A 25,877-nucleotide genomic window follows, 5' to 3' on the forward strand; every position below is an offset into this window, starting at 1 on the left:
CCACCCTCAGGGTCGGCTCAGCGTGCTGAGCCGGCCCTGAGGTGCGTTCGGGGGCGGTAGGGGTCACCAACAAGGGCACGACCGAAGATGCCGACCCGCCACCCTGGTGTGAGGATCCCAGTGCACTGAAGCGGCCCTGGTCGCGACAGTCCTGTTGGAACTCACGCCGAGGAGCTGGCATGCGCGTCGACATCGTTGGTGGTGGCCCCGCTGGTCTCTTCCTCGCCTCGCGCCTGCGCGACGATGAGGTCGCCGACGACGTGCGCGTGTACGAGCGTGATCTGCCGGACGCGAGCGCGGGCTGGGCTGTGGTGTTCCCCGAGGGCTCACTCGACCAACTGTCCTCAGTGGATCCTAAGGTGTTCGCCGGGATCGAGCGGGTCGGCACGAGCTGGACCAAGGTGGAGATCCGCTGCCGGGGCTCGCGCTACCTGGTGGAGGGCAACCGGTTCCACGGCATCGGCCGGGACGCGCTGCTCACCGTGCTGCGCGAACGGGCCGAGGAACTCGGGGTGTCACTGCGCTACGGTCAGGAGTCGGCCGACCACACCGGCGCCGACCTGGTCGTCGGCGCCGACGGGCTCAACTCCACGGTGCGCGCGGCGCACGAGCAGGACTTCGGCCCGGCGATCGAGCAGGGCTCGTTCTGGTACGGCTGGTTCGGTGTCGAGGTCACCGCGCCGACCTTCGCCTACATCTTCGTCGACACCGAGTGGGGCCTGTTCCAGGCCTACGTCTACCCGTCCGGCCAGTCGTGGAGCTCGCTGATCTTCTACGTCTCCGAGGAGACCTGGCAGAGCTCCGGAATGTCCACGATGGACGTCGAGGAGACGATGCGGTTCTGCGAGCGGGTGTTCGCCGACCACCTCGACGGCCGGCCGATCATGCGCCGTGGCCCGGCCTGGAGCCGCTTCCGCCACCTGCGCTGCGCCAGCTGGCACACCGACGACACCGTGCTCATCGGCGACGCCGCGCACACCGCGCACTGGTCGATCGGCTCCGGCACCCGCCTGGCCATCGAGGACGCCATCGCCCTGGCCGCCCAGCTGCGCGACCAGCGCGACGACGTGCCCGACGCCCTGGCCAGGTACGAGAAGGTCCGCCGGGACCGGGTCGAGCAGTTCCAGGACGCCGCCCTGCTCTCCGAGCGGTACTTCGACAACGTCGGCCGCTACCTGGACTACGAGCCGATCCAGTTCGCCTACCAGCTGACCGCCCGCTCGTGGCGCATCACCTTCGCCGACATCGCCCGGCGCGACCCGGACTTCATCCGCCGGTTCAACGCCTGGTTCCACGGCCGGGCCACCGGCACGCCGACCGCCATCGCCCCGTCGCCGGTGTTCGCCCCGGCCAGGATCGGCGGGCTGGAGCTGGCCAACCGGGTCGTGGCGACCGAGCCGACCGAGGGCGTCGGCCTGCTGCTCGACGTGCCGCCGGCCCCCGGCCGGCCCAGCGCAACGGTCGTGGCCGCCACCGGCCTGGAGCCCGGCCTCGCGGCCGCGCGGGCCGCCGGCCACCACCTGGCGCTGCTGGACCTGTCGGCCCGTCCGGTCGGCGCGCTGCTGGCGCTGCCGCCGGCCGGTGAGCTGGCCGTGCTGCGCGCGCACTGGCCGGCCGAGCTGCCGGTGGGCACCGTGCTCGGCCTGTCCGCCGGCTGCGACACCGTCGCCGCGACCGAGGCCCTCGTCGAGCTGGCGAGGACCCTGCAACTGTCCGAGACCGACGTCGTGCTGTTGCGACCCACGGCCGGGGACCCACCCCGGCCAGGGCAGGTCCTGCAGGCCGCCGACGCCGTGCGCAACGAGACCGGCCTCACCGTGATCGTCGACGACGCGCTGCGCACGCTCGACGCCGCGGACACCGCGATCGCGGCCGGCCGGACCGACCTGTGTGTCCTGCGCTTCGACCTGAACTTATCCACCGTCCGGGAGGCGTGAATGAGCAACCTGCCCAGCGGCCAGCCGTACTGGAACCCGCGAACCGAGACCATGCCCCGCGAGGAACTTTCGGCCTGGCAATGGCGAAAGCTCCAGGTGGCCCTGGCGCAGGCGCGAAACTCGAAGTTCTGGTCAGACCGCATACCCGAGGACATCTCCTCGTTCGAGGACTACACCGCCCGGGTTCCGTTGGTGACCAAGAAGGACCTGGTGGCCGCCGAGGAGGTGTCGCCGCCGTTCGGCCTGCTGCCCTCGATCGACCCGGCCGCCGGCATCCGCTTCCACCAGACCAGCGGTACCAGCGGCAACACTCCACTGCGGACCTTCGACACGCTCCGCGACTGGACCTGGGCGGTCGACCAGTGGTGCACCCTGCTGCACGCCTACGGCGTCCGCTCGGGCATGCGCGGCATCGCCGCCTTCGGCTACGGCCTGTTCATCGGGTTCTGGGGGCTTCAGGACGCCATGATGCGCCTGGGCTGCACGGTCCTGCCGACCGGGTCGATGGACTCCGCCGCGCGCGTGCGGGTGCTCGTGGACTACCAGATCGAGGTCATGGGCTGCACCCCGACCTACGCCCTGCGGCTGCTGGAGACCGCCAAGGACATGGGCATCGACCTGGCCACCGAGGGCAACCTGCGGGTCGTGGTCACCGGCGCCGAGCCGCGTCCACAGGCGACGGTCCGGGCGATCGAGGAAGGTTTCGGCGCACGGGTGTACGACGTGGCCGGGATGACCGAACTGGCGACCGTGTTCACCTTCGAGTGCCCGGCCAACCGGAACAACTTCCACATCATCGAGCCGGCCGCCATCGAGGAGGTGCTGCACCCCGAGACCAGACAACCGGTCGGTTACGGGGAACGCGGCGTGCGGGTGATGACCGGCCTCGGCCGGGAGGGCTGGCAGATCTTCCGGTACTGGACCGAGGACATCGTGGTGCGGCGGCCGTGGCACGAGTGCCCGTGCGGGCGCACCTGGGACCTCTACGAGGGCGGCATCATCGGCCGCGCCGACGACATGCGCAAGATCCGCGGCATCTCGGTGACGCCGGTGATGGTCGAGGACGTGGTACGCGGCTTCGCCGAGGTGCGGGAGTTCCAGACCGTGCTGCGCGCCGACCGGGGACTGGACGTGATGGTGCTGCGGGTCGAGCCGTGGGACCTGGCCACCGCGCGGGCCGACCTGGCCCAGCGCATCGGCGCCGAGATCAAGCAGTCGATCGGTCTGCAACCGCGCGTCGAGCTGGTGGCGGCCGGCGCGCTTCCCCGTTTCGAGGCGAAGGCGGTGCGTTTCCATGACGAGCGGTGAGCTGACCGGCCGGGAGCAGCGGCAGTTGCGCGAGTGCTACGCGACGCTGCACGAGCTGGCCGAGAACTGTGCGGTGCCCTCGGTGCGCGCCGCGGCACGGGCCGCGGTCGCCGAGGTGCACGTCGCCATGGACGGGCAGGCGATGGAGTTCGAGATGTACAGCCATCGCTGGCTCGACGAGGGGGAAGAGAAGGGAGTGTCCAGTGTCAGTCATAACAGATGACCAGGTCGAGTTACCCGAGTGGTTCGAGGACTCGGACTACAACCTGTCGCGGCGGTTCCTCGACCCGATTCCCGGTGAGCGCACCGCGCTGCTCACCGCGGACGGGGCGACCAGCTACGCGGAGCTGCGCGCGCTGGTCAACCAGGTCGGCAACGCGTTGCGCGGACTGGGGGTCGGTCGGGGGGACCGGGTGCTGCTCGCGGTGCGCGACGGCATCGAGTACGTCGCGACCTGGTACGCCGCCCAGCGGATCGGCGCGATCACCGTCGACGTGTACAACTTTCTCACGCCGGCCGAACACCGCTACCACGTGAACTACCTGGAACCGTCCATCGTGGTCGTGGACGGCAGCCTGGTCACGACGATGCGCGAGGCCGGAGCGTCCACAATGGTCGTTCTGGATCCCGTCACGCCGCTGCGTTCCGGCGAGCACGACTTCGCCGCGCTGGTGGACGGTCGGTCGACGGAGCTGGAGCCCAGCCCGACCAACGCCGACGACGTGGTGATGTGGAAGCTCACCACCGGCAGCACCGGCAAGCCCAAGGCGTGCCGGCACGCCGCCCGCAGCCCGTGGCTGAGCTACCTGTGGTACGCCAGGGACGTGCTCGACCTCGGTCCGGACGACGTCGTCCTGCCGGTGCCCAAGTTGTTCTCCGGCTGGGCCCGCGACGTGGTCGCGCTCTACGCGATGGGCGCCGGCGCCTCCGGCATCCTGTTCCCCGAGCGTAGCACCCCGGAGCGGATCTTCGAGCTGACCGAGCGGCACCGACCGACCGTGCTGGTCAACGTGCCGACGATGATCAAGGCGATGCTCGCCCACCCGGACGCGTCCTCAGTGGACCTCAGCTCGGTGCGGATGTGCCTGTCCGCCGGCGAACAGCTGCCGCCCGAGCTGCACCGCCGGTGGCAGGACACCTTCGGTGTCGAGCTGCTGGACTGCGTCGGGTCGACCGAGTCGTTCAACGCGGTCATCTGCAACCGGCCGGGCGAGGTCCGGGTCGGCAGCCTCGGCCGGGTCATCCCGCACTACGAGGCCACGGTGACCGACGACAACGGCCACCCGCTGCCCGACGGCGAGGTCGGCGTCCTGCGGATCACCGGCGCCCCGGTGGCCATCGACTACTGGAAGGCGCCGGAGAAGACCGCACAGTCCTTTCCGGAGCGCGGGACGCTGCGGACCAGCGACCTGTTCACCCGGGACGCCGACGGCTACTTCTACTACCGTGGCCGGGCCGACGACCTGTTGAAGGTCAGCGGGCTCTACGTCGCGCCGTCGGAGATCGAGAACTGCCTGGCGACCCACCCGGACGTGGTCAGCGCCGCGGTCGTCGGCCGGCCATCAGCCGACGGTCTCATGGCGACGGTCGCGTTCGTCGTGGCCAGGAACGGGGTCGACGGCGACGAGCTGCGGCAGTTCGTGAAGGCCAGGCTCTCGGCGCGCAAGTGTCCCAAGGAGTTCCGGTTCGTGGACACGCTTCCCGAGACCCCGACGGGGAAGATCGATCGCAACGCTCTGCGAGCGGTCGAGTGAGGAACGCAATGACGAAGATGTGACGTACGGCCAGATGTACCAGTCTGTGGATCCGATCAAGATCCACTGACCGTACAACCTGGACCGGGTGGTAACGAATGGGAAAGATCGACTTCCTTGCGTACAACAAGCCGATCATCGAGGAGTTCCGCGCCAACAACGGCGTTGTCGGCGGGGACTACGAGGGCAAGCCGCTCGCACTGATCACCACCAAGGGCGCCAAGTCCGGCAAGGACCGGGTCAGCCCGGTGTCCTACATCAACGACGGCGACCGTGTCGTGATCGCCGCGACGAACGCCGGCCTGGACTACCACCCGCAGTGGTTCAACAACCTCCAGGCCAACCCGGTGCTCACCGTCGAGGTCCTCGGTGAGCGCTACGAGGCTCGGGCGACCGAGCTCGAGGGTGAGGAACGTACTCGGCTGTGGGCCGACCTGGTCGCGTCCAACAAGTTGCTCGGCCGGTACGAGTCCAAGACCACCAGGCGGATTCCCGTTCTGGTGCTGGAGCGCACCGTCACCTCGGAGCGTAGGACCGCCTGACGCGGAGGAGCGACGATGGCCGACCGATCCACCTCAGACAGAGGTCGCAGTCCGTTACTCGTGGTGGGACTGTGTTTCTTCATCATCCTGTTCGACGGTTACGACCTCATCGTCTACGGGTCGGTCGTGCCGGAGTTGCTCGCCTACAGCGAATGGGCGCTCACCCCGGCCGAGATCGGACTGATCGGCAGCTACGCGCTGCTGGGCATGCTGATCGGTGGCGTCGTGGTCGGCACGATCACCGACCTGGTCGGCCGGCGGCGCACGGTCATCGGCTGCCTGACGCTGTTCTCGGCGGCCATGCTCGCCTGTGCCGTGGCGCCCAACCCCGAGCTGTTCGGCGTGTTCCGGTTCATCGCCGGGGCCGGGCTCGGCGGGATCGCCCCGACGGTGATCGCGCTGACCATCGAGTCCGCCCCGGCCGGCCGGCGCAACCTGAACAACGCGCTGGTGACCTCCGGCTACGCCGTCGGCGGCATGACCGCCGCCGTGCTGGCGCTGATCTTCCTGGAGCCACTGGGTTTCCGGTTCATGTTCGCCATCGGTGCGCTGCCGCTGGTGACCCTGGTGCCGTTGGCCCTGTGGCTGCTGCCGGAGTCCCCGGCGTTCGTGCGCACCGACCGGACCGAGGCGGCCAGGCGTCGGCTGGCCGCGCTTGGCCGGTCGATGCGCGGTCGGGCGGCGGTGGCGCTCGCACTGTTCGCGGTCGCCAACTTCGCCGGCCTGCTGCTGTCCTACGGGCTGAACACCTGGCTGCCGCAGCTGATGCGCTCGGCCGGCTACGCGCTGGGCCCGGCGCTGGTGTTCCTGCTCGTGCTCAACCTCGGTGCGGTGGTCGGCGCGGTCGTCGGCTCGGCGCTGTCGGACCGGCTCGGGCCACGGTTCGTCACGCCCGCGGCGTTCCTGGTGGCCACCGCGTCGATCTTCCTGCTCAGCGTGAAACTGCCGATCGTCGTGCTGTACGTGGTGATCTTCATCGCCGGTGCCGCGACGATCGGCACCCAGATCGTCCTGTTCGGACACATCGCGACGCACTTCGCGCCGAACATCAGGGCGACGTCGATCGGCCTGACCTCCGGGTTCGGCCGGCTCGGCGGCATGGCCGGCCCACTGGTCGGCGGCTACCTCGCCCAGGCGGGCATCGGCTTCGCGGTGAACTTCCAGATCTTCGCCGCGGTCGCCCTGCTGGGTGCGGTGGCGGTGGTGCTCGTGCCGGTGCGGTCCCGGCACGTCAGTTCCGAGGTGCACGAGCTCACGCCCAGGACCGAGGAACGCGTCGTCCACGACGACGCCGCCTGAGACCGGCAGTCCCCAACACTCCCAGACCCCAGGAGGTCCGATGTACTTCGACGAGGACGGAAGCGCTGCCAAGTTGTGGTCGATGGCCGGGCTCGGCACACCGATGGCGATCCGGGTCGCGGCGACCTTACGGGTGGCCGACCACATCGCCGACGGCAAGCGGACCGCCGCCGAGCTGGCGCCGGTCTGCGACGCGCACGAGGGCACCCTGGAGCGGCTGCTGCGCTACCTGGCCGTACGCGGCGTGTTCGCCCGCGCCGAGGACGGCGGCTACGACCTCACCCCGCTGAGCCAGCCGCTGCGCGAGGACCACCCGGCGCGGGTGCGGGCCTGGTTCGACATCGACGGCATGGGCTGGGGCGAGCTGTCGTTCGTGGAACTGCTGCACACCGTGCGCACCGGTGAGGCCGCGTTCCCGGTGCGCTACGGCCAGCCCTACTGGGACGACATGGCGACCTCCCCGGTGCGCACCGCGTCCTTCCACGACCTGCACGGCGCCGACATGGCCGGCCGCTCACCGCACATCGTCACGGCGTTCGACTGGGCGTCGCTGGGGCACGTCACCGACATCGGCGGCGGCGACGGCTCGCTGATCACCGCGATCCTGACGGCCACCCCTGGGCTGCGCGGCACCGTCGTCGACCTGGCCGACGCGACGGCCGCCGCCAAGGAGACCTTCGCCGAGGCCGGCATCGACGACCGCGCCGACGCCGTCACCGGCAGCTTCTTCGACCCGCTGCCCGCCGGCGCCGACGCCTACCTGCTGTCGCTGATCCTGCACGACTGGCCCGACGAGGAGTCGGTGGCGATCCTGCGCCGCTGCGGCGAGGCCGCCGGCCCCGACGGCCGGGTCCTGGTCATCGAGTCCATCGGCGACGGCGAGGTCACCCACACCGGCATGGACCTGCGGATGCTGTGCCTCTACGCGGCCAGGGAACGCGGGGTCACCGACTTCACCGCGCTCGCCGAACGCGCCGGCCTGCGCCGCACGGCGGTGTACGAGGCCGGGCCGTCGGCGATCATCGAGTTACGGGCGGCGTGACATGGACGCGCTCGCGGCCTTCCAGGCGCTGGCCACGCCCGAGGGACGGGCCAACCCGTACCCGTACTACGAGGCGTTGCGTGGGCACGGCAACCTGGTGCCGGTGAAGGACGGCACGTTCGTCGCCGTCGGCTACCGCGAGTGTGCCCAGGTCCTGCGCGATCCCCGGCTCCAGGTGCAGGACGGGACCGCGTTCGACCGGGTGTACCCGCGGTGGCGGGAACACTCGTCGGTGCGGGCGTTCACCAACTCGATGCTCTACACCAACCCGCCCCGGCACGGCCGGCAGCGGGGGACGATGAACACCGAGTTCACGCCCCAGCAGGTGGCCCGGCTGACCCCGGTGATCGTCGAGACGATCTCGTCGCTGTTCGACCGGGTCGCCGAACTCGGGCGTGACGGGTCCCCCGTGGACCTGATGGCCGAGTTCGCCACCCGGCTGCCGATCGCCGTGGTCAGCGCGCTGCTGGGGTTCGACGGGGACCGGGTCACCTGGTTCCGTGACCTGGCCACGTCGATCGCGGTGGCGACCGACGGGTTCACCAACCCGCCGGGGCTGGCCGAGGCGGACGCGGCGATGGACGAGCTGGCCGGGTACTTCGTCGACCTGGTCTCGCGCAAGCGGGGCTGTCCGGCGGGGGACCTGGTCAGCGGCCTGGTGGGGCTGCACGACACCTCGCCCGAGGAGCTGAGCTACGACGAGCTGCTGGGCAACATGATGTTGCTGCTCACCGCCGGGTTCGAGACGACGGCGTTCCTGGTGGGGGACGGGGCGCTGCTGGCCCTGTCCCGCCCCGAGTACGCGCGGCGCCTGGCCGACGACGAGTCCTTCGTGGACGGGTACGTGGAGGAGGTGGCCCGGTTCGAGCCGCCGGTTCACGTGACCAGCCGGTGGGCGGCCAGAGATGTCACCATCGCCGGGGTGGACGTTCCGGCCGGTGCCCGGGTGGTGGTGGTGTTGGCGGCCGGGAATCGGGATCCTGGGCAGTTCGGTTCTCCCAACGTGTTCGACCCCGAACGGGCCGAGGGGCAGCCGTTGAGTTTCGGTGGGGGAGTGCATTTCTGTCTGGGGGCGGCGTTGGCGCGGTTGGAGGTTCGGACCGCGTTGCCGTTGCTGGTTCGGCGGTTCCCGGGGATCGCCCTGGGTGGGGTCGCCGGGTATCGGGATCGCTGGGTGATCCGTGGGTTGCGGACCCTGCCGGTGGTGGTGGGGGCCCGGCGGGCCGCGTGAGCGTTGGTACCGAGGGGCAGGGCGTTGGCCCTGCCCCTCGGTCCGGTTTCAGGCGCCGATGCGGAACAGGTCCACGAAGGTGGTGAGCAGTTCCCTGTTTCCGGTGACCGTCACCAGTTGCTCCGCCAGGGCCGCCTCGGGGGTGATGTCCGCGGCCATCAGGGCCCGCAGGGACAGCCCGGCCTCGATGACGAGGTCCGCGTCCGGCAGCGGGCCGGTGCCGACGGCCAGGTCGCCGTCGTCGATCCGGGCGTTGAGGACGATGTCGCCGACGTGGATCTCGTAGCTGACGTGGAGCCCGGCGGCGATCTCCTGGTGGAAGGTGGTGCGCAGGGCCATCACCAGGGAGGACGGGGTGACGATCTCCTCGCCCGACGGGGCGCCCAGCAGCGTCGCGCCCCAGCGGCCCAGGCGGACCAGGATGTCGTCGAGCTCCAGGCCAAGGGGGGTCAGGGCGTACACGAGGCCGTCGGGGGACTCGGTGTGGCTGACGACGCCGGCCGACTCCAGCTCGCGCAGCCGGGTCGACAGGATGTCCACCGGCAGCCTCGGCAGGCCGCGTTGGAGCTCGGCGTAGGTCTGGGACCGCACCAGCAGATCACGGACCACCAGCAGGGCCCAGCGCTCGCCGACGACCTCCAACGCGCGGGCCAGGCCGCAGTACTGGCCGTAGCTCCGACTGGTCAGCGACTCCAGTTCGGACATGATCGCCTCGAGTTGGGACGACTCGGCCAACTCGAACATCGAGTCGGTGCTCTGGACCTCGCTCATGCCTAACCTCCACTGGGTCGTACCGGTCAGGCGGCCTCGCGGGCCTGGTCCGTCACCGGTGTCTCGTCCTGCGAATCGGCCGGTTCGGTGCCGCCCGCGCCCAGCGGGGGCACGGCCCGGAGCTTGACCATGATCATGATCGCGGTGCCGGCCATGACCACGGCGGCGATCCAGGCCACCACGCCAAGGCCGGTGCTGAACGCGGCCCGCGCCGGGTCGAGCAACGCCCCGCCCAGGCCGGCGGCGCCGGCGACGCTGTCGTTGGCCGCCTCGACCGCCGAGGCCGGCAGGCCGGCCGGCACGGTGTCGGCCATCTGGGACCGGTAGACGGCGGTGGCCACCGTGCCCAACACGGCGAAGCCCAGTGCGGCGCCGATCTCATTGCTGACCTGGGGCATCGCCGACGCCGAGCCGGCCTTCTCCGGCGGGGTGGCGCCGATGACCAGGCCCATGCCCAGCGCCGTGAGCGGCGCGCCACCGGCCGCCCACAGGGCGAAGGCGATCATCGGGACCACCGGCGAGGTCCCCGGCCCGACGGTGGTGAACCAGACCAGGGCACCGGTCGTGACCAGCAGACCGACACCGATGATCATCGCGGGGCGGAAGCGGCGGGCCAGGATCGGGGCGACGGTCGAACTGAGGGAGGACGCCGCCATGCCGGGCACCAGCGCGAGACCGGCCTGGACGGGCGTCAGGTCGGCGACCGACTGGTACCACTGGGCCATCAACAGCATCACCGCGCCGGTGAACAGGCTGTAGGACAGCAGACTCAGCAGGCCGATCCGGAACTCCAGGATCCGGAACAGGGTCAGGTCAAGCAGCGGGTCGGCCAACCGGCGCTGGCGGCGCAGGAACAGCACCGCGAACAGCACCCCGACCGCCAGCGCCACCACCGGCAGCGGCTCGACCCCGACCTTGGCCAGCTCCTTCACCCCGTAGATCAACGGCAGGATCGCCGCCAGCGACATCACCGCGCTGATCAGGTCCAGCCGCCCGGCGTCGGGGTTGCGGTACTCCGGCAGCAGCGTCGGGCCGAACGCCAGCAGCGCCACCATCACCGGCACCGCCAGCAGGAACACCGAACCCCACCAGAAGTGGGTCAGCATGAAGCCGCCGGCGATCGGGCCGAGGATCGCGCCGACGGTGAAGAACCCGCCCCAGATGCCGATCGCCAGGCCGCGTTGGCGCGCGTCGTGGAACATGTTGCTGATCAGGGCGAGCGTCGAGGGGGCCAGCGTGGCGCCGGCCAGGCCGAGCAGGGCCCTGGCGGCGATCAGCATCTCCGGGCTCGTCGAGTACGCCGCGAGCACCGACGCCGCCCCGAAACCGGCGGCGCCGACCAGCAGCAGCCGCCGCCGGCCGATCCGGTCACCCAGGCCACCCATGGTGATCAGGAAACCGCCGACCAGGAAGCCGTAGATGTCCATGATCCACAGCTGTTCGATGCCGTCCGCGCCGAGGTCCGCGCTCAGGTGCGGCAGGGCCAACAGCAACGCGAACAGGTCGAACGAGATCAGCATCGCGGTCAGGGCCAGGACCGCCAGGCCGGTCCACTCCCGCTTCCCGGCACTGGCTGCTTGGGCGGTCATCCCCGATCCTCTCTGTCGGAGGCGGGCCCGGCCGCCCACCTCGATCACGTGGCTGCCGTCGGCGGGCTCGTTGGCGCGAGTCGGGCGGCGGAGGAGTTCACGACCACGACCGGTTGTTCCTGGCTGGAATTCTTGAGCGGTTCTCCGGCCAGGACATCTCCGGCTGTGCGAAGCCCTCCGCGCAGCGCACGCAGGGAGAAGACCGCCCGCGCGCGCCGGTGCCACCATCGAGTTCGGTGTGCCCGCGGGGACCCAGGGTGTCCGCCCGCCAGTGCCAACAGCAGCGACAACCGAGGAGACAGGTCCCATGGTTGACCAATCCCACGCCAACTCGCCCTGGCCGGCCGATCTCTCGGCGCTCTGCCTGGAAATGCCGCTCTCGGACGAGTCGATCCTGTTCGAGTCGGGCAAGGGGGTGCGGCTGTTCGACGCGGCCGGCCGCAGCTACCTCGACGCCATGTCCGGCGTGTTCGTCAGCTGCTTCGGCTACGACTGCCAGCCGATCATCGACGCGATGACCGCGCAGCTGCGCAAGCTCCAGTTCAACCCGCCGCTGCACGGCACCAACCGCAACGCCTACGCCCTGGCCGACGCGCTGGTCGACCTGGCGCCCGATGGCGTCAAGTCGGTCAAGCTGGTCAGCGGCGGCTCGGAGGCCATCGAGGCCGCCATCCGGCTCGCCCGGCTCTACCACTTCATCAAGGGTGCGCCCAGCAAGCAGCGGGTCATCAGCCACCACGTCAGCTACCACGGCCCGACCTTCGGCGCGATGTCGGTCAGCGGCCACCCCGGCATGAACGTGTTCGGCGCCGGCATCCCCGGCATGCTGCACAGCTGGACCCCCGGCGCCCTCGAGGCCGACATGGGCATCCCGGCGTCGGAGTCGGCCGAGATGGCCGCGACGCTGATGGACCAGACGATCCAGGCCGCCGGCCCGGACTCGGTCGCCGCGCTGATCGTCGAGCCGCTGAGCTACCTGCACGCCATGGCCCCGCCGCCGCCCGGCTACCTGGCCCGCCTGCGCGAGGTCTGCGACAAGCACAACGTGCTGCTGATCTTCGACGAGATCGTCACCGGTTTCGGCCGCACCGGCAACGCCTTCGCCGCCCAGACCTACGACGTCACCCCGGACCTGCTGTGCGTCGGCAAGGGCCTGTCCGGCGGCTACTCGCCGATGGCCGCGCTGCTGATCACCGAGCACATCTCCGAGCTTCTCCAGGGGCACAAGGGATCGCGGGCCTTCGCGCCCAGCCACACCTATGCCGCCAACCCGCTGACCTCCGCCGCCGGCCTGGCCGCGGTCACCCACTTCCGCGAGGGCGGGTTCCAGCGCAAGATCAACGACCTGGCCGCCGTGCTGCACCCGAGGGTGCGCGAGCTGGTCGGCGACCGGGGCACCGTGCACACCACCGGCCTGCTGATCGGCGCGAAGTTCCCCGACCCGGACAACCGGGGCGTCGGCGCGCTGGTGGCCCAGGCCTGCCTGCGCCGTGGCGTGATCATCCGCGGCGACGACGACTACCTGGCCATGGCCCCGGCCTACGTGACCACCGAGGCCGACGCCGACGAGCTGTGCCTGGTGCTCGGCGACGCCCTCGACGAGGTCTTCGGCTGAGTCTTCGGCTGACCCCGATAGGAGAACCGCCATGAAGGTGGGATTCGAGCTCGGAACGTTCGTCTGGGACGGTGGGCCGGCCGCCATGGGCCGCACCGTCGCCGACGTCGCCGCGATCGCCGAGGACGCCGGCTACGACCTGATCGGCGTCGGCGACCACGTCTGGCAGGGCCCGCACGCCGGCGGCCCGCAGGCCCCGGAGCTGGAGTGCTTCACCACCCTCGGGATGCTCGCCGGCCTGACCACGCGCTGCCGGCTCGCCCCGGTCGTGGCCGGCGTGCACTTCCGGGCGCCCGCGCTGCTGGCCAAGATCGTCACCACGCTCGACGTGCTCTCCGGCGGCCGGGCCATGCTGGGCCTGGGCGCCGGCTGGTACGCCGACGAGGCCACCGGCATGGGCTTCCCGTTCCCGTCGCTGGCGCGGCGCTTCGAGATGGTCGAGGAGACCCTCCAGGTGTGCCTGCGGCTGTGGGCCGGCGACGAGCGCCCCTACGAGGGACGGCACTACCGCCTGGAGCGCCCGCTGAACGTGCCGCAGAGCCTGACCCGCCCGCACCCGCCGATCCTGCTCGGCGGCGACGGCCGCAAGACGCTGCGCCTGGTGGCCCGCCACGGCGACGCCTGCAACGTCTACCCAGGACCGGACCTGGCGGACAAACTGGCGCTGCTGCGCGAGTTCTGCGCCGAGGAGGGCCGCGACTACGACACGATCGAGAAGACCTGTGTCTTCCCGTTCGCCGTCGAGGACGACGGCACCGGAGCCGGAGAGCTGACCGAGCAGCTGCTCGAATGGTCGGCGGCCGGCGTGGACACCGCCATCGGCATCGTGTCCGGCCAGAACCCCGTCCGGCAGCTGGAGATCATCGGCGACAAGGTCGTACCGGCCGTCGCGGGCGCGTAACCACTTTTCTTGGAGGGTCACATGACCACGGACAACACCCAGCCCAGCGCGGCGGATGTCTCCGGTTTCTACGACGTCGGCACCCAGGTCCTGATGACCATCTGGAGCGAGAGCTTCCACGTCGGCTACTGGCACGACGACGATGACGACACCCCCAACCAGCAGGCCGTCGAACGCATGGAGGACGAGCTGTTCGGGCGGCTCGGGGTGTCGGCCGGCAGCCGGGTGCTCGACGTCGGCTGCGGCATCGGCACCCCGGCGTTCCGGCTCGCGAGGACCACCGGCGCGCAGGTCCTGGGGATCACCATCGACCCCGGCGAGGTCGAACTGTCCAACCGGCGGGCCGCCGAACAGGGCCTCACCGGCCAGGTCGAGTTCGAACACGCCGACGCGCTCGCCCTGCCCTACCCGGACGACTCGTTCGACGCCGCCGTCGCCATCGAGTCACTGATCCACATGGACCGGGTGCCGGCCCTGCGGGAGATCGCCAGGGTCGTACGCCCCGGCGGGGCGATCGTCATCTCCGACCTGCTCCAGCGAGAGGAACTGGCGGCGGCCGAACAGGCCGAGCTGGCCAAGATCCTGGAGGCCATGGCACTGACCCCCATCAACACCCTGGACAGCTACCGCGACCTGGTGTCCGCGTCCGGCCTGACCCTGCTCGAACTGGCCGACATCACCCCGCACACCCACCGCACCGGCACCGCCATGGCCGAATCGGCCAAGGAGAACTACGACGACCTGGTCGGCCGCTTCGGCGACGAGGCCGTCGGCGTACTGGAACACATGATGAACCCGATGATGGAGACCGGCATGCTACTGGCCGTCGTCCGCTCCTGAGCCCGCACGGCCGCGAAGGGACAGTTCCTTCGCGGCCGCTGCTGTGTTCGGCGTGCCGGTCGCCCGAACTCAGCTCCGGGCCTCCGGCTTCGCTGTCAGACGACGAACGGTGACGCCGACAATTCGATGGGCAGGAGTTGGACCAGGCCGACTCGGTTTCCCGCATCTGCCTTGATGTCGGTGGCTCGAACCCTCCAGCGCCCGGCAGGCAGCGGGACCGGCGCCTGGGCGGGCATCCCGCCGCCGGGATACTCGGTGTTCAGGTCGGAGCCCGCTACGGCGGAGTCCATGAGCACGGCCGGACCGTCCGACACCCAGGTGCCGCACTCCTCCCATTCGGTGGCCGGGTCCGCGAGGCCAGCCTCTGCCGCGGCCTTCAGCTCGGCCTCGGAGTCGGCGGTGAGCCACCGCAGGAAGGTGCCGTGCTCGGACAGGTAGCAGCTGGTGGCCGGCTCGTCCGCCAGCACCACAGCCCGCGCTCCGTTCTCGCCCACGGGGATCACACCTGCCAGATCGTCCAGCGCACAGGCCCGGTCGTAGTCGTCCGGAGCAGTGGCGTCTCCCGCCATGACCCCGGTCTCGGTGCACCCGCGCCATGCGGCCAGCGCGGAGACGGGGATGACGATCAGAGGTCCGCCCATCGACTGCACCCAAACAGGGGAGGCAGGGGACGCATCGGCTGGGGTGGATGACGAGGCGCTCATGCCGTCAGTGTGCCCTCACCCACCGACATCGTCCGTGCCAGGGCGTGCGCACGTCGCGAGGTCAACCGGCGGCACACGGGAACGGGCCCTTCTCGCGGAGGGCCCGTTCCCGTGCGGTGGTCAGATGTAGAGGGTGTTGGGCTCCAGTCCGCACAGCACCCGGCCGTACAGCTCGGCGTTGGTGTTCGGGTTCATCAGCGCGTGCAGGTTGATGGCCTGGATGTCGCGGGCGAAGCGCTGGATCGGGACGCCCAGGTAGATCGACGAGCCGCCGCTGGCGCCGGCCAGGATGTCGATGGCCTCCTTGCCAAGGCCCACCACGGTGCCCAGGTCGACCCTGGTCCGCGCGCGCTCCTCCAGTTTCCACTCCGAGCCCTCGATGCCCTTGGTGTCGACCAGGTTCGCCAGGCGCTGGGCGTGGAACTCCGCCTGGTCGATCTTGGTGACCGCCTCGGCGACCTGGAAGTGGGTGATCGGCGCCTCGCGCTGGCTCTCGTAGCCGGTGTAGGTGATCTTGCGGTCGGGCAGGCGCTTGAGGAACGCGTCCCGCGCGCCTCGGGTGAGGCCCAGCACGGTGCCCACCGATGACGCGGCCGCCACCGGCAGCAGCGGCAGCCGGTAGATCGGCGAGTCCGCGTTGGCCCGCGACGCGGTCTGTCCACTGAGCACCACCGGCAGCGGCAGCACCCGCTCCTGGGGGATGAACAGGTCCTTGGCGACCGTGGTGACGCTGCCGGTGCCCTTGAGGCCCGAGGTCTGCCAGTCGTCGACGACCAGCAGGTCCGACATCGGGACCAGGGCCATCACCGGGTACGGGTCGCCCTCGGAGGGCACCAGGATGGAGATGATCTCCTGCCAGTGCGCGTGGTGCGCGCCGCTGATGAACTGCCAGCGGCCGGTGACCTTGATGCCACCGTCGACCTGGGAGGCCATCGCGGTGGGGCTCAGGGTGCCGCAGATGCGGGTGTCGGGGGTCGAGAACACCTCGTCCTGGACGTGGTCGGGGAACTGGCAGGCCATCCAGCCGGGGATCCAGTACACCGAGGCGACCCACGCCGCCGAGCCGTCGCCGCGACCCAGTTCGGCGGCGACCTCGGTCAGGGTGCGGGTGTCGGCCTCGTAGCCGCCGTAGCGCTTGGGGCGGCGCAGCTTGTAGACACCGGCCTCGCCGAGCGCGTCGACGACGTCGTCGTGCAGCCGGCGGTTCTCCTCCGACCAGGCCGCGTGCTTGGCCAGCAGCGGCACCAGCTTCGCCGCGCGGCCGACGAGTTCCTCCCGCGTCGGAATGACGGTCTCGGTCACCATGTCCTCCATAGAAAATAGCTGGACGGGAAAACGCGCCGGAGAGATTTCTCAACTCTGGCACCGTGATCAGGCCGAGGGCATCTCGTGACGTGCGAATACTGGGCAACGGCGGATAACCCGCCGCCGCGTTCCCGGTGAGACGATTGATCCGCTCCAGAGAGAGTCACAGGCATCCGCCCGGCGAAAGCGAAGAGAAGAGAGAATCCGATGACCGAGCATCGGGACGTCCCTGACCGCGCGCCCGGCGCGCGGCCACGCACCCGTCCGCTGACGGGCGCGGAGTACATCGAGAGTCTGCGCGACGACCGCGAGATCTTCCTCTACGGCGAGCGGGTCAAGGACGTCACGGCCCATCCGGCGTTCCACAACCCCGCCAGGATGGTCGCCCGGCTCTACGACGCGCTGCACGATCCCGCGCACCGCGACGTGCTCACCGCCCCGACCGACTCCGGTGGCGACGGCTACACCCACCGGTTCTTCACCACCCCGCACAGCGCTGAGGACCTCGTCGCCGACCAGCAGGCCATCGCCGCGTGGTCGCGGATGAGCTACGGCTGGATGGGCCGCAGCCCCGACTACAAGGCCGCGTTCCTCGGCACGCTGGGCGCGAACGCGGAGTTCTACGAGCCGTACTCGGACAACGCCCGGCGCTGGTACCGCGAGTCGCAGGAGAAGGTCCTGTACTGGAACCACGCGATCGTGCACCCGCCGGTGGACCGCAACCTGCCGCCGGACAAGGTCGGCGACGTGTTCGTGCACGTCGAGAAGGAGACCGACTCGGGGCTGATCGTCAGCGGCGCCAAGGTGGTCGCCACCGGGTCCGCGCTGACCCACTACAACTTCATCGCCCACTACGGGCTGCCGATCAAGGACCGCAAGTTCGCCCTGGTCGCCACCATCCCGATGAACGCCCCGGGCATGAAGCTGATCTGCCGGCCCTCCTACAGCGCGACCGCCGCGGTCATGGGCAGCCCGTTCGACTACCCGCTGTCCTCCCGGCTGGACGAGAACGACACGATCCTGGTGCTGGACAAGGTGCTGGTGCCGTGGGAAAACGTGTTCATCTACGGCCACCTCGGCAAGGTGCAGCTGTTCACCGGCCGCTCCGGCTTCCCAGAGCGGTTCACCTTCCACGGCTGCACGCGCCTGGCGGTGAAGCTGGAGTTCATCGCCGGCCTGCTGGCCAAGGCGCTGGAGATCACCGGTACCGCCGACTTCCGGGGCGTCCAGAGCCGGCTCGGTGAGGTCCTGGCCTGGCGCAACCTGTTCTGGGGCCTGTCGGACGCGGCGGCGCGCAACCCGGTGCCGTGGACCAACGGCGCGGTGCTGCCCAACCCGCAGTACGTGTTCGCCTACCGGTGGTTCATGCAGATCGGCTACCCGAGGGTCAAGGAGATCATCGAGCAGGACATCGCCTCCGGCCTGATCTACCTGAACTCCAGCGCCGAGGACTTCAAGAACCCCGACGTGCGCCCGTACCTGGACAAGTACGTGCGCGGCTCGAACGGGGTCGACTCGGTCGAGCGGGTCAAGGTGATGAAGCTGCTGTGGGACGCGGTGGGCACCGAGTTCGGCGGCCGGCACGAGCTCTACGAACGCAACTACGCCGGCAATCACGAGAACACCCGGGTGGAGCTGCTCAACGCGCAGATCGCCACCGGCCAGGTCGGTGACTACAAGGCGTTCGTCGAGCAGTGCCTCGACGAGTACGACCTCGACGGCTGGACGGTCCCCGACCTGTCCTCCTTCGACGACCTGCGTGCCCAGCGCAACAACCTGCTCAACGGCTGACACCGTCCACAACGGAAAGTACCGGCGACCGAATCGGTCGCCGGTACTTTCTCGTCGCAACCTCAGGCAGCGGCGGCGAGACCGGCGCCGGTTCCGCTGTCCTCTGTGGACTCCGGCTCGGGGGCCGCGTCCTGCCTGGCCAGCGGCGGGATGTGGCGCAGCTTGACCACCACCAGCACCGCGAGCCCCGCCAGGATGATCGCGGCGGTCGTGGCCACGGTCTGCAAACCGCTGTTGAACGCCTGGAACGCCGCGCCGACCAGCGGCCCGGCGACCTCGGGCGGCAGGGTGCCGGCCACGGTCAGCGCGCCGACGAGGCTGTCGCCGGCGGCCACCGCGGCCTCGGCGGGAACCGCGGCCGGCAGTTCGACCTGCGCGCGGTAGATCAGCGTGCCGACCACACCGAGCGTCGCGATGCCCAGCGACGCGCCGAACTCGTTGCTGATCTGGGGCATCGACGACGCGGACGCCGCCTTCTCGACCGGCACCGAACCGACCACCAGGCTGATGCCCATGGCCAGCACGAACCCGCTGCCAACACACCACACGGCGAAGCTGGTGATCAGCACCGCCGGCCCGGACGTCGGCTCGACCCTGGTCACCAGGAACAGGCCGAGCACCACGACGACCAGGCCGGCCCCGATCAGGTAGGCCGGGCGGACCCAGCGGGCCAGCACCGGCGCCAGCGTCACGCTCAGCGTGGACAGCGCCATGCCGGGAACCAGCGCGAGCCCCGACTCCAGGGCGCTCAGGCCGGCGACCATCTGGAAGTGCATGGTGACGAACATCAGCGTGGCGCCGGTGAGCATGGCGTAGGTCAGCAGGCTGCCCAGGCCGATGCTGTAGGCGCGGTTGCGGAACAGGCTCAGGTCCATCAGCGGGTTGGTGACCCGCCGCTGCCGGCGCACGAACACCACGCCCAGCGCCAGCCCGACGACGAGCGCGGCGACCGGCGTCAGGCCCCAGCCGTCGTGGGCGACCTCCTTGATGCCGAAGATGATCGGCAGGATCGTCGCCAGCGACAGCGCGGCGCTGGTCAGGTCGAGGCGGGCGGCGTCGGGGTTGCGGTGCTCTGGCAGCGAGGCCGGTCCGGCCACCAGGACGACGAGCAGGATCGGCACGGCGATCAGGAACACCGAACCCCACCAGAACTGGTCGAGCAGCGCGCCGCCGAGCACCGGGCCGACGATGGCGCCGACCGTGAACGAACCGGCCCAGAACCCGATGGCGACGCCCATCCGCCTCGGCTCGGGGAACATGGTGCGGATCAGGCCCAGGCTGCACGGCGGCAGTGTGGCGACGGCGATGCCCAGCAGCACCCGCCCGGCGATGAGGACCTCGGGGTTGGGCGCGTAGGCACACACGACGGAGGCGAGGCCGACGGCGGCGGAACCGATCAGGAACAGCCGGCGGCGGCCGATCCGGTCGCCGAGACCGCCCATGGTGATCAGGAAGGCGCCGACCATGAAGCCGTGGATGTCGAAGATCCACAGGGTTTCGGTGGCGCTCGTCGCGAGGTCGGTGCCGATGTGCGGTACCGCGAGCATCAGGACGAAGATGTCGACGGCGATCACGAGGTTGGCCAGACAGAGCACGGCGAGCCCGGCCCACGGGCGCCGCCCGGCTCCGGGTAACAGTTCGTTGACGGTCACAATGTCAGTCCTCTCGTCACGATGTCGTCCAATTGGTAGCTCTTTGTTGTTTGTTTACGCTTCTCCGCCGGTGCCCAAAGAAGTGGAAAAGGGGCCGGTGACGACCACTCCGGACGGATCGCGCATTCGTCGAGATGTCCCGCACGCCTTGTCCCGGCCACCATGGATCGGTCAGTTCCCGCGAGGTTGGGCGGACACATGAGTGACGCGGCCGACATCGGCGAGCACTACGACCGGCGATCCCCCATCGGGGACGAGTTGCGCGACGGCCAGCTGCACATGTGGTACTGGTACGACCGCGCGGACCCGGCGTCGTTGACCGAGGCGGTGCACCGGTTGACCCGCAAGGTCACCGACACCCTCGGCCTGCGCGCCGGCGAACACGTCCTGGACGCTGGCTGCGGTCCGGGTGAGACCGCCGTGCACCTGGCGACCGGGTTCGGGGCGCGGGTCACCGGGATCACCGTCAGCGACTACGAGATCGCCAGGGCCACCGAGCGCGCGGCCGACGCCGGTGCCGGCGAGCTGGCGAGGTTCGAGTACGGCGACTTCATGGATCTGTCCTTTCCGGACGACACGTTCGACGCCGTGCTGGCGTTGGAGTCGCTGCAGAACGCCCAGGACCTCGACCGGGTGCTGGCGCAGCTGTACCGGGTGCTGCGGCCCGGCGGCCGGATCTCCTTCTCCGACTTCAGCCTGGGCGCCCAGGGCGACCCGGTGCGGCTGGCGAAGTTCATGGACACCCTCAAGCTGCACCGGCTACCGACGCTGGCCCAGTGGCTCGAACACACCCGGGCGGCGGGGTTCGAGGTCGAGGAGTACACCCAGTGCGGGCCGAGGGTCTTCGGCAAGAAGGCCAAGTACGTCGAGGCGGCGCTGAGCCGCCGCGACGAGGTCACCGCCAAGTTCGGTGAGGACGCGGTGACCGAGTTCTCCCGGCTGCACCACGGGTTCTTCGCGCCGCGCAAGGACCAGGTTGGCTACGTGATCGTCTCGGCCCGCAAGCCCCTGTCGCGGTGACCTGGGAGCTGCTGTGCGCGGTGGCCGACCCCACGCTGGTTCGCCTCCGTGCCACCACGGTGGTCGGTCCGCGTCCCGGTGAGGTCCGGCTGACGGTCGAGCGGTTCACCGCCGACCTGGGCTTCGGTGACGTCTTTCCCGCCCCGCCAGGGTTCCGCCGTCCGGCGGTGTGGGCCCAGGCGCGGGTGGCGGAGTCCCGGGTCGCCGGCATCGCCGTCGGCGACCGCGTCCACGGCGTCGTCCCGGCCGGCAGCGACCACGTCCTGTCCGCCGCGCCGGCCGGGAACGGCTTCGTCGACACCGAGCACGCGTACCTGGCGCCGTTCCTGCCCGCCGAACCGGATCACGCCGACCTGCGCACGGTCTTCGGCGCGGCCTTCGCCACCGCGTTCCCCCTCGCGCTCGTCCTGGAGCGGGCGGCGTTGCGCGGCGCCAAGTCCGTCCTGCTCACCGGCGCTGACGGCGTGCCGGGCATCGTCCTGGCCGACCTGCTGGCCAGCGACACCGACCTGCTGACCGTCGGCCTGACCACCCCGGACGCCGTCGAGTTCACCCGGGGTCCCGGCGGCTGCGACGACGCCGTCACCCCCGACGACCTCGCCGCCGCCCCGCTGCTCGCCCCCGCGGTCCTCGTCGACCTCACCGGCGACCCCCGGCTGGTCGGCCGGATCCACCGGGTACTCCACGACGACCTGGCGCACACCGTGCTCGCCGGGCACGCCCGGCCCTCGGCCGTGCCGGCGCGGTGGCGCGACCGCTACCGCGCGTCCCAGAACCGGTTCCTGCGCACGGCCGCCGGCTGGGTGAGCGTGTCCCGCCACAGTGGACCGGACGCGGTGGCGCAACGGTACGGCGAGCCGGGGTTCGCCGACGTGTTCCTGCCGTGAGGGGTGGCACAGCCGAAGATGCGCGCGGCGGCGGGCCGGTGTGACGCTGTAGTCGATTCCCCACGCGACCAGGAGCGATCGTGACACAGAACATCGACAAGGTCCGGCCGTCGGCTCCTGAGCCGGCGGACTTACCACGACAGCGCACCGCGCCCCCGGCCACCCCGTTCTGGCGGCGGCCCTGGATGATTCCACTGTGGATCGTGACGGCGGCCTTCCTGTACCTCCAGGTGAACCCGTTCGTCGGGACCCCCGAGGCCGAGGCGCCCGTTCCGCCGCATGACGGGTTCCCCGCGTACTACCCGCTGCTGATCATCCACATCATCGCCGGGACCATCACCATGCTGGCGGTGTGTCTGCAGGTGTGGCCGAAGCTGCGCCGGCGCAACCCCGGACTGCACCGGTGGACCGGGCGGATCTACGTCGTGGCCTGTGTGATCGCGGCCGTGCTCGGGCTGATCCTGGTGCCGTTCGCGCCGGTGCCCGGTCAGGTCGGCGTGACCATGGCCACCGTGCTGTGGTTCGCGTTCAGTATCGCCGGGTGGGTGGCGGCCCGGCGCAACCGGTGGGCCAAGCACCGGCGGTACATGCTGTACAGCTTCGCGCTGGTGATGAACAACGTGTGGGGGTTGTTCATCGTGCGGTCGGCGTTGGAGATGGGGTTCACCGGGGACATCACGTACCTGTTGGAGACCGCCCGGTGGTTCGGGTGGGTGGTCAACCTGATGTTGGTGCAGTGGTGGCTGAACCGGACCGCGCGGCGGCCGGTGGAGCGGCCCGCCGATCGGGTGTTCGTCAAGGCCTGATCCTCGTCGACTGCCGGGTGCCCGACGGGCACCCGGCAGTCCTGTGTGCCTCACCGCTCAGGTGCCGACCCGCAGCCAGGTGGGGTCACGCTCGACACCGGCGAGACAGGTGGCGTTGTAGGCGTCCAGTGCCGCCTGGGCCTCGACCTGCGCCCGCGCGAACCGGGTCGCCGGGTCGGCGGCCCGCACCAGCACGTCCTCCATCGCCGCCATGATCGCCGTCTGCACCCCGTGGGAGCCGGGGATCACCGGCGCCGACACGGTGGCCCGCCGCAACTGCTCGACGGCCACCCGGTGCGCGGGATGGTTGTCGAACCAGCCCTCCTCCGCCAGCAGCGCGACAGCGGATTCCGTGACCGGGGTTGAGCCGCTGGCCCGGTGCCACTGCGCGGCGTTCTCCGGCGAGTTCAGGTACATCATGAACGCCAGCGCCCCGTCCCGGGCGACCGGGTCCAACCCGTCGGCCAGCCACATCGCGTCCCCGCCGATCCAGTTGCCCACCGGCGACACGCGGTCGTTGTGCGGCAACAGGGTCACGGTCTCCTCCAGGCCGTCGCGTTCCGGCCCGCCCATGAAGTTGATCGCGAACGACGAGTCGACCCGCAGGGCGACCCGTTCGCCGACGAACGCGGCGCCGTTGCCGGCCCAGTCCTCGAACGTTCCCGTGTACAGGTAGTAGCCGCCGCGGTTGAGCCGGTGCCACCAGTCGACCAGGGCCAGCAGTCCCGGTGACGTGAGGTCCACCCGGGACGCCCGGCCGGCCCGTCCGTTGTCGGCGTCCAGCATCGCCCCGCCCTGCTGGGTGATCCAGTGCTGGAACAGCTTGCCGTCGTCCGGCCAGGTGATGGGGTACGCCGGCCCGCCGGTCAGTGCCTCGCAGGCCGCGCTCACCTCGTCCCAGGTTCGCGGGGGCGTCGACAGGCCGGCGGCCCGCAGCATCGTCATGTTGCTGTACAACAACATCGTCGACAGGGTGAGCGGGACGGCGGCCAGGTCGTCGTTGATCCTGTAGAAGGTCTGGCAGGCCTCGATGAGGTCGTTCAGGATGACCGGCTCACCGAGGATCTCGGTGCGGTCGCCGACTTCTCGGCCCACCGAGGTGAACAGGGGGCGGCCGTCGGCCCGCACCGTGTCGATCGCCTGTTGGGACGCTCCCGAGTAGTACGACGCGATCGTCGGGGGGCGGCCGGCCAGCGTCCGGCGGGAAACCTCCGCCGGCAGGTCCTCGTAATAGCAGCCCTGAATGGTGATCTCGTACTCGGGATGCGCCTGCTCGAACTCCGCCGCCCGCTTTCGCACCGGTCCGAGGAAATCCGGAAACGGATACTCCGACAACACTACGTCGATCTCAACCCTCGGCGGCGACATGGATCCTCCACTGGTACGACAGCATGCGACAGCGCCGACGCACTCGGGGTGCGCCGGTCACCACGCTCATGGTGGGTCGCCGCCGCCCCGCCCCACATCTTCGGCAGTGCCCGGTCCCGCCGCCGGGGCAATCGCGGAGATGCGCCCGGTCACCAGCGAATGTGACGCTGGTCGAGCACATCGATTCCAGGTAAAGGACGTGCGGAACAATGTCAGTCGTCGCCGCGAATTTTCCCGAGCACGGCTTTCCGCTCCCGCCCGAGCCCGAGCTGACCCCGGCCGACGTGGTCGCTCGCGCGGAGGCCTTCGCGTCGGAGCTGGTGGAGCGTCAGGCCGAGACAGAGAACCGCACCTTCTACGCCACCGACACCCACGAGGCGTTCTCGAAGGCGGGTCTTTACCGGATTCTCGTCCCCCGCCGCTACGGCGGCTACGAGTTCGGTGTGGACACCTTCGTGAAGGTCGCCATCGCGCTGACCAGGGGATGCCCGTCGACCGGGTGGATGTACACCCTCGGCGCCGCGCACGCCCTCGCGGTCGCCACCGTCTTCCCCGAGAGCGCCCAGGACGAGCTGTTCGCCGGCGGCGACTTCCTCGCCCCGGCCACCATCATGCCCAGCGGCACCGCCGAGCGGGTCGACGGCGGCTGGAAGGTCAACGGCACCTGGGGCTACTGCTCCGGCGCCCCCTACGCCACCCACTTCGTCGGCCACGCCCTGGCGCCCGGCGCCTCCGGCCAACTGGAGCCGATGCTGTTCATCGCCCCGCGCGAGCAGTGGCGCCGCCTCGACGACTGGGGCCAGCAGCTCGGCCTGCGCGGCAGCGGCTCGCACAGCATCACCGTCGAGGACGCGATCATCCCCGACCACTACACGCTGCCCGGCCACATGAGCCAGTACTCGGTCGCCGACGGCACCCCGGGGCTGCGCCTGCACGGCAACGTCGAGTACAGCGGCGGCCCGCTGAGCTTCATGAACCTGGAGAGCGCCGTGCTCGCCGTCGGCATCGCCAAGGCGGCGCTGGACGCGTTCGAGGACCTCATGCGCACCCGCACCACACTGTTCCCCCCGGTCGTGACCCGGTTCGAGGACCCCGACTACCAGTACTGGTACGGCGAGGCCACCGGCATGATCGCCACCGCCGAGGTCGGGATCTTGGGCGCGGTGCGCCTGTGGCAGGAGGCCTGCGCCGCCGGTCCCGCCGCGTTCACCCGCGAGCTGGAGATGCGCCTGGCCGGGATCTCCCGCCAGGTCGAGCAGCTGTGCTGGCGCGCCGTCGAGGGCCACCTGCTGCCGACGGCCGGGTCCAGCTCGGTGCGCCGGGGCGAGCGCCTGGAGCGGATCTGGCGCGACATGTCCATGTTGCACACCCACGCCGGTTCGGCGGTGTTCCTGGCCGCCAAGGCCCAGCGTGAGCTGTCCAGGGCGCACTTCGGCCTGCCGGACGAACTCGCCGGCTGACCGGCCGGCGTCGGTGACCCGCTGGCCGCCCGCCAGCGACGAGCGAGGAGGTACA

General features: G+C 70.5%; 22 protein-coding genes. 16 read left to right on the top strand and 6 right to left on the bottom strand.

The window, feature by feature from the left end; all coding sequences use genetic code 11:
- The first annotated feature begins 179 nt into the window (after positions 1-179).
- The 8 genes from BLA60_RS06760 to BLA60_RS06790 all read left to right on the top strand — a co-directional run bounded on the left by BLA60_RS06760 (position 180) and on the right by BLA60_RS06790 (position 9,113).
- Complete coding sequence (locus tag BLA60_RS06760) at positions 180-1,937, top strand: FAD-dependent monooxygenase (protein ID WP_075131856.1); 1,758 nt, start codon at positions 180-182, stop codon at positions 1,935-1,937.
- Entirely contained in the window at positions 1,938-3,245 is a 1,308-nt protein-coding gene (locus BLA60_RS06765) for a phenylacetate--CoA ligase family protein (protein WP_075131857.1), read from the top strand.
- Positions 3,232-3,468, top strand: coding sequence for a DUF6052 family protein (locus BLA60_RS43045; protein ID WP_154814176.1), 237 nt, complete (start codon positions 3,232-3,234; stop codon positions 3,466-3,468). The genes BLA60_RS06765 and BLA60_RS43045 overlap by 14 nt, the downstream gene beginning before the upstream one ends.
- Positions 3,449-4,999, top strand: coding sequence for a benzoate-CoA ligase family protein (locus tag BLA60_RS06770; protein ID WP_245811848.1), 1,551 nt, complete (start codon positions 3,449-3,451; stop codon positions 4,997-4,999). Before BLA60_RS43045 ends, BLA60_RS06770 begins: the two co-directional genes overlap by 20 nt.
- Positions 5,000-5,097: 98 nt before the next feature.
- On the top strand, positions 5,098-5,541 hold the full coding sequence (locus tag BLA60_RS06775) for a nitroreductase/quinone reductase family protein (protein ID WP_075131858.1): 444 nt from the start codon (positions 5,098-5,100) through the stop codon (positions 5,539-5,541).
- Between the two features lie 63 nt (positions 5,542-5,604).
- Entirely contained in the window at positions 5,605-6,840 is a 1,236-nt protein-coding gene (locus BLA60_RS06780) for an MFS transporter (protein ID WP_084734738.1), read from the top strand.
- 40 nt (positions 6,841-6,880) lie between these two features.
- Entirely contained in the window at positions 6,881-7,882 is a 1,002-nt protein-coding gene (locus BLA60_RS06785) for a methyltransferase (RefSeq protein WP_075131860.1), read from the top strand.
- A 1-nt stretch (position 7,883) separates the two neighbouring features.
- Positions 7,884-9,113, top strand: coding sequence for a cytochrome P450 (locus tag BLA60_RS06790; RefSeq protein WP_075131861.1), 1,230 nt, complete (start codon positions 7,884-7,886; stop codon positions 9,111-9,113).
- Between the two features lie 48 nt (positions 9,114-9,161).
- On the opposite strand, the gene BLA60_RS06795 is transcribed toward BLA60_RS06790, so the two are convergent.
- Together BLA60_RS06795 and BLA60_RS06800 are read right to left on the bottom strand one after the other, a co-directional pair.
- Positions 9,162-9,884, bottom strand: a complete 723-nt coding sequence (locus tag BLA60_RS06795; protein ID WP_245811849.1) for a winged helix-turn-helix transcriptional regulator — start codon at positions 9,882-9,884, stop codon at positions 9,162-9,164.
- Between the two features lie 26 nt (positions 9,885-9,910).
- Positions 9,911-11,473 carry an MFS transporter gene (locus BLA60_RS06800; RefSeq protein WP_075131862.1) on the bottom strand — a complete coding sequence of 521 codons (1,563 nt, stop codon included), beginning with the start codon at positions 11,471-11,473 and terminating at the stop codon, positions 9,911-9,913.
- A gap of 307 nt (positions 11,474-11,780) precedes the next feature.
- Between BLA60_RS06800 and BLA60_RS06805 the strand changes: the two genes are divergently transcribed.
- Genes BLA60_RS06805 through BLA60_RS06815 form a run of 3 tightly spaced genes read left to right on the top strand, consistent with a single transcriptional unit; the run spans position 11,781 to position 14,829 of the window.
- On the top strand, positions 11,781-13,088 hold the full coding sequence (locus tag BLA60_RS06805; RefSeq protein WP_075131863.1) for an aminotransferase family protein: 1,308 nt from the start codon (positions 11,781-11,783) through the stop codon (positions 13,086-13,088).
- Positions 13,089-13,119: 31 nt separating this feature from the next.
- Complete coding sequence (locus BLA60_RS06810) at positions 13,120-13,989, top strand: LLM class F420-dependent oxidoreductase (protein WP_075131864.1); 870 nt, start codon at positions 13,120-13,122, stop codon at positions 13,987-13,989.
- A 21-nt stretch (positions 13,990-14,010) separates the two neighbouring features.
- Positions 14,011-14,829: an SAM-dependent methyltransferase gene (locus tag BLA60_RS06815; protein ID WP_075131865.1), complete on the top strand. Its 819-nt coding sequence runs from the start codon at positions 14,011-14,013 to the stop codon at positions 14,827-14,829.
- A 95-nt stretch (positions 14,830-14,924) separates the two neighbouring features.
- On the opposite strand, the gene BLA60_RS06820 is transcribed toward BLA60_RS06815, so the two are convergent.
- On the bottom strand, positions 14,925-15,533 hold the full coding sequence (locus BLA60_RS06820) for an Imm21 family immunity protein (RefSeq protein ID WP_075131866.1): 609 nt from the start codon (positions 15,531-15,533) through the stop codon (positions 14,925-14,927).
- Between the two features lie 120 nt (positions 15,534-15,653).
- Positions 15,654-16,838 (bottom strand): acyl-CoA dehydrogenase family protein, encoded by a 1,185-nt coding sequence (locus tag BLA60_RS06825; RefSeq protein ID WP_075131867.1) that lies wholly within the window; start codon positions 16,836-16,838, stop codon positions 15,654-15,656.
- 207 nt (positions 16,839-17,045) lie between these two features.
- Between BLA60_RS06825 and BLA60_RS06830 the strand changes: the two genes are divergently transcribed.
- Entirely contained in the window at positions 17,046-18,629 is a 1,584-nt protein-coding gene (locus BLA60_RS06830) for a 4-hydroxyphenylacetate 3-hydroxylase family protein (protein WP_084734706.1), read from the top strand.
- 62 nt (positions 18,630-18,691) lie between these two features.
- On the opposite strand, the gene BLA60_RS06835 is transcribed toward BLA60_RS06830, so the two are convergent.
- The gene (locus tag BLA60_RS06835) at positions 18,692-20,281 is read right to left on the bottom strand and encodes an MFS transporter (protein ID WP_075131868.1); all 1,590 of its coding nucleotides are present in this window, start codon (positions 20,279-20,281) and stop codon (positions 18,692-18,694) included.
- Positions 20,282-20,479: 198 nt separating this feature from the next.
- On the opposite strand from BLA60_RS06835, the gene BLA60_RS06840 reads away from it, so the two are divergent.
- The 3 genes from BLA60_RS06840 to BLA60_RS06850 all read left to right on the top strand — a co-directional run bounded on the left by BLA60_RS06840 (position 20,480) and on the right by BLA60_RS06850 (position 22,994).
- Positions 20,480-21,301 (top strand): SAM-dependent methyltransferase, encoded by an 822-nt coding sequence (locus BLA60_RS06840; protein ID WP_162292911.1) that lies wholly within the window; start codon positions 20,480-20,482, stop codon positions 21,299-21,301.
- Entirely contained in the window at positions 21,298-22,188 is an 891-nt protein-coding gene (locus BLA60_RS06845; protein WP_075131870.1) for a DUF2855 family protein, read from the top strand. The genes BLA60_RS06840 and BLA60_RS06845 overlap by 4 nt, the downstream gene beginning before the upstream one ends.
- 80 nt (positions 22,189-22,268) lie before the next feature.
- A complete protein-coding gene (locus BLA60_RS06850) occupies positions 22,269-22,994 on the top strand; it encodes a DUF2306 domain-containing protein (protein ID WP_075131871.1) in 726 nt (241 codons plus the stop codon).
- Positions 22,995-23,051: 57 nt separating this feature from the next.
- Here the strand turns inward: BLA60_RS06850 and BLA60_RS06855 are convergent, their stop codons facing one another.
- Positions 23,052-24,293, bottom strand: a complete 1,242-nt coding sequence (locus BLA60_RS06855; protein ID WP_162292912.1) for an extracellular solute-binding protein — start codon at positions 24,291-24,293, stop codon at positions 23,052-23,054.
- Positions 24,294-24,571: 278 nt separating this feature from the next.
- On the opposite strand from BLA60_RS06855, the gene BLA60_RS06860 reads away from it, so the two are divergent.
- A complete protein-coding gene (locus BLA60_RS06860) occupies positions 24,572-25,822 on the top strand; it encodes an acyl-CoA dehydrogenase family protein (RefSeq protein ID WP_075131873.1) in 1,251 nt (416 codons plus the stop codon).
- Positions 25,823-25,877: the final 55 nt, after the last annotated feature.

This window comes from Actinophytocola xinjiangensis (assembly GCF_001921215.1).
Taxonomy (GTDB): domain Bacteria; phylum Actinomycetota; class Actinomycetes; order Mycobacteriales; family Pseudonocardiaceae; genus Actinophytocola; species Actinophytocola xinjiangensis.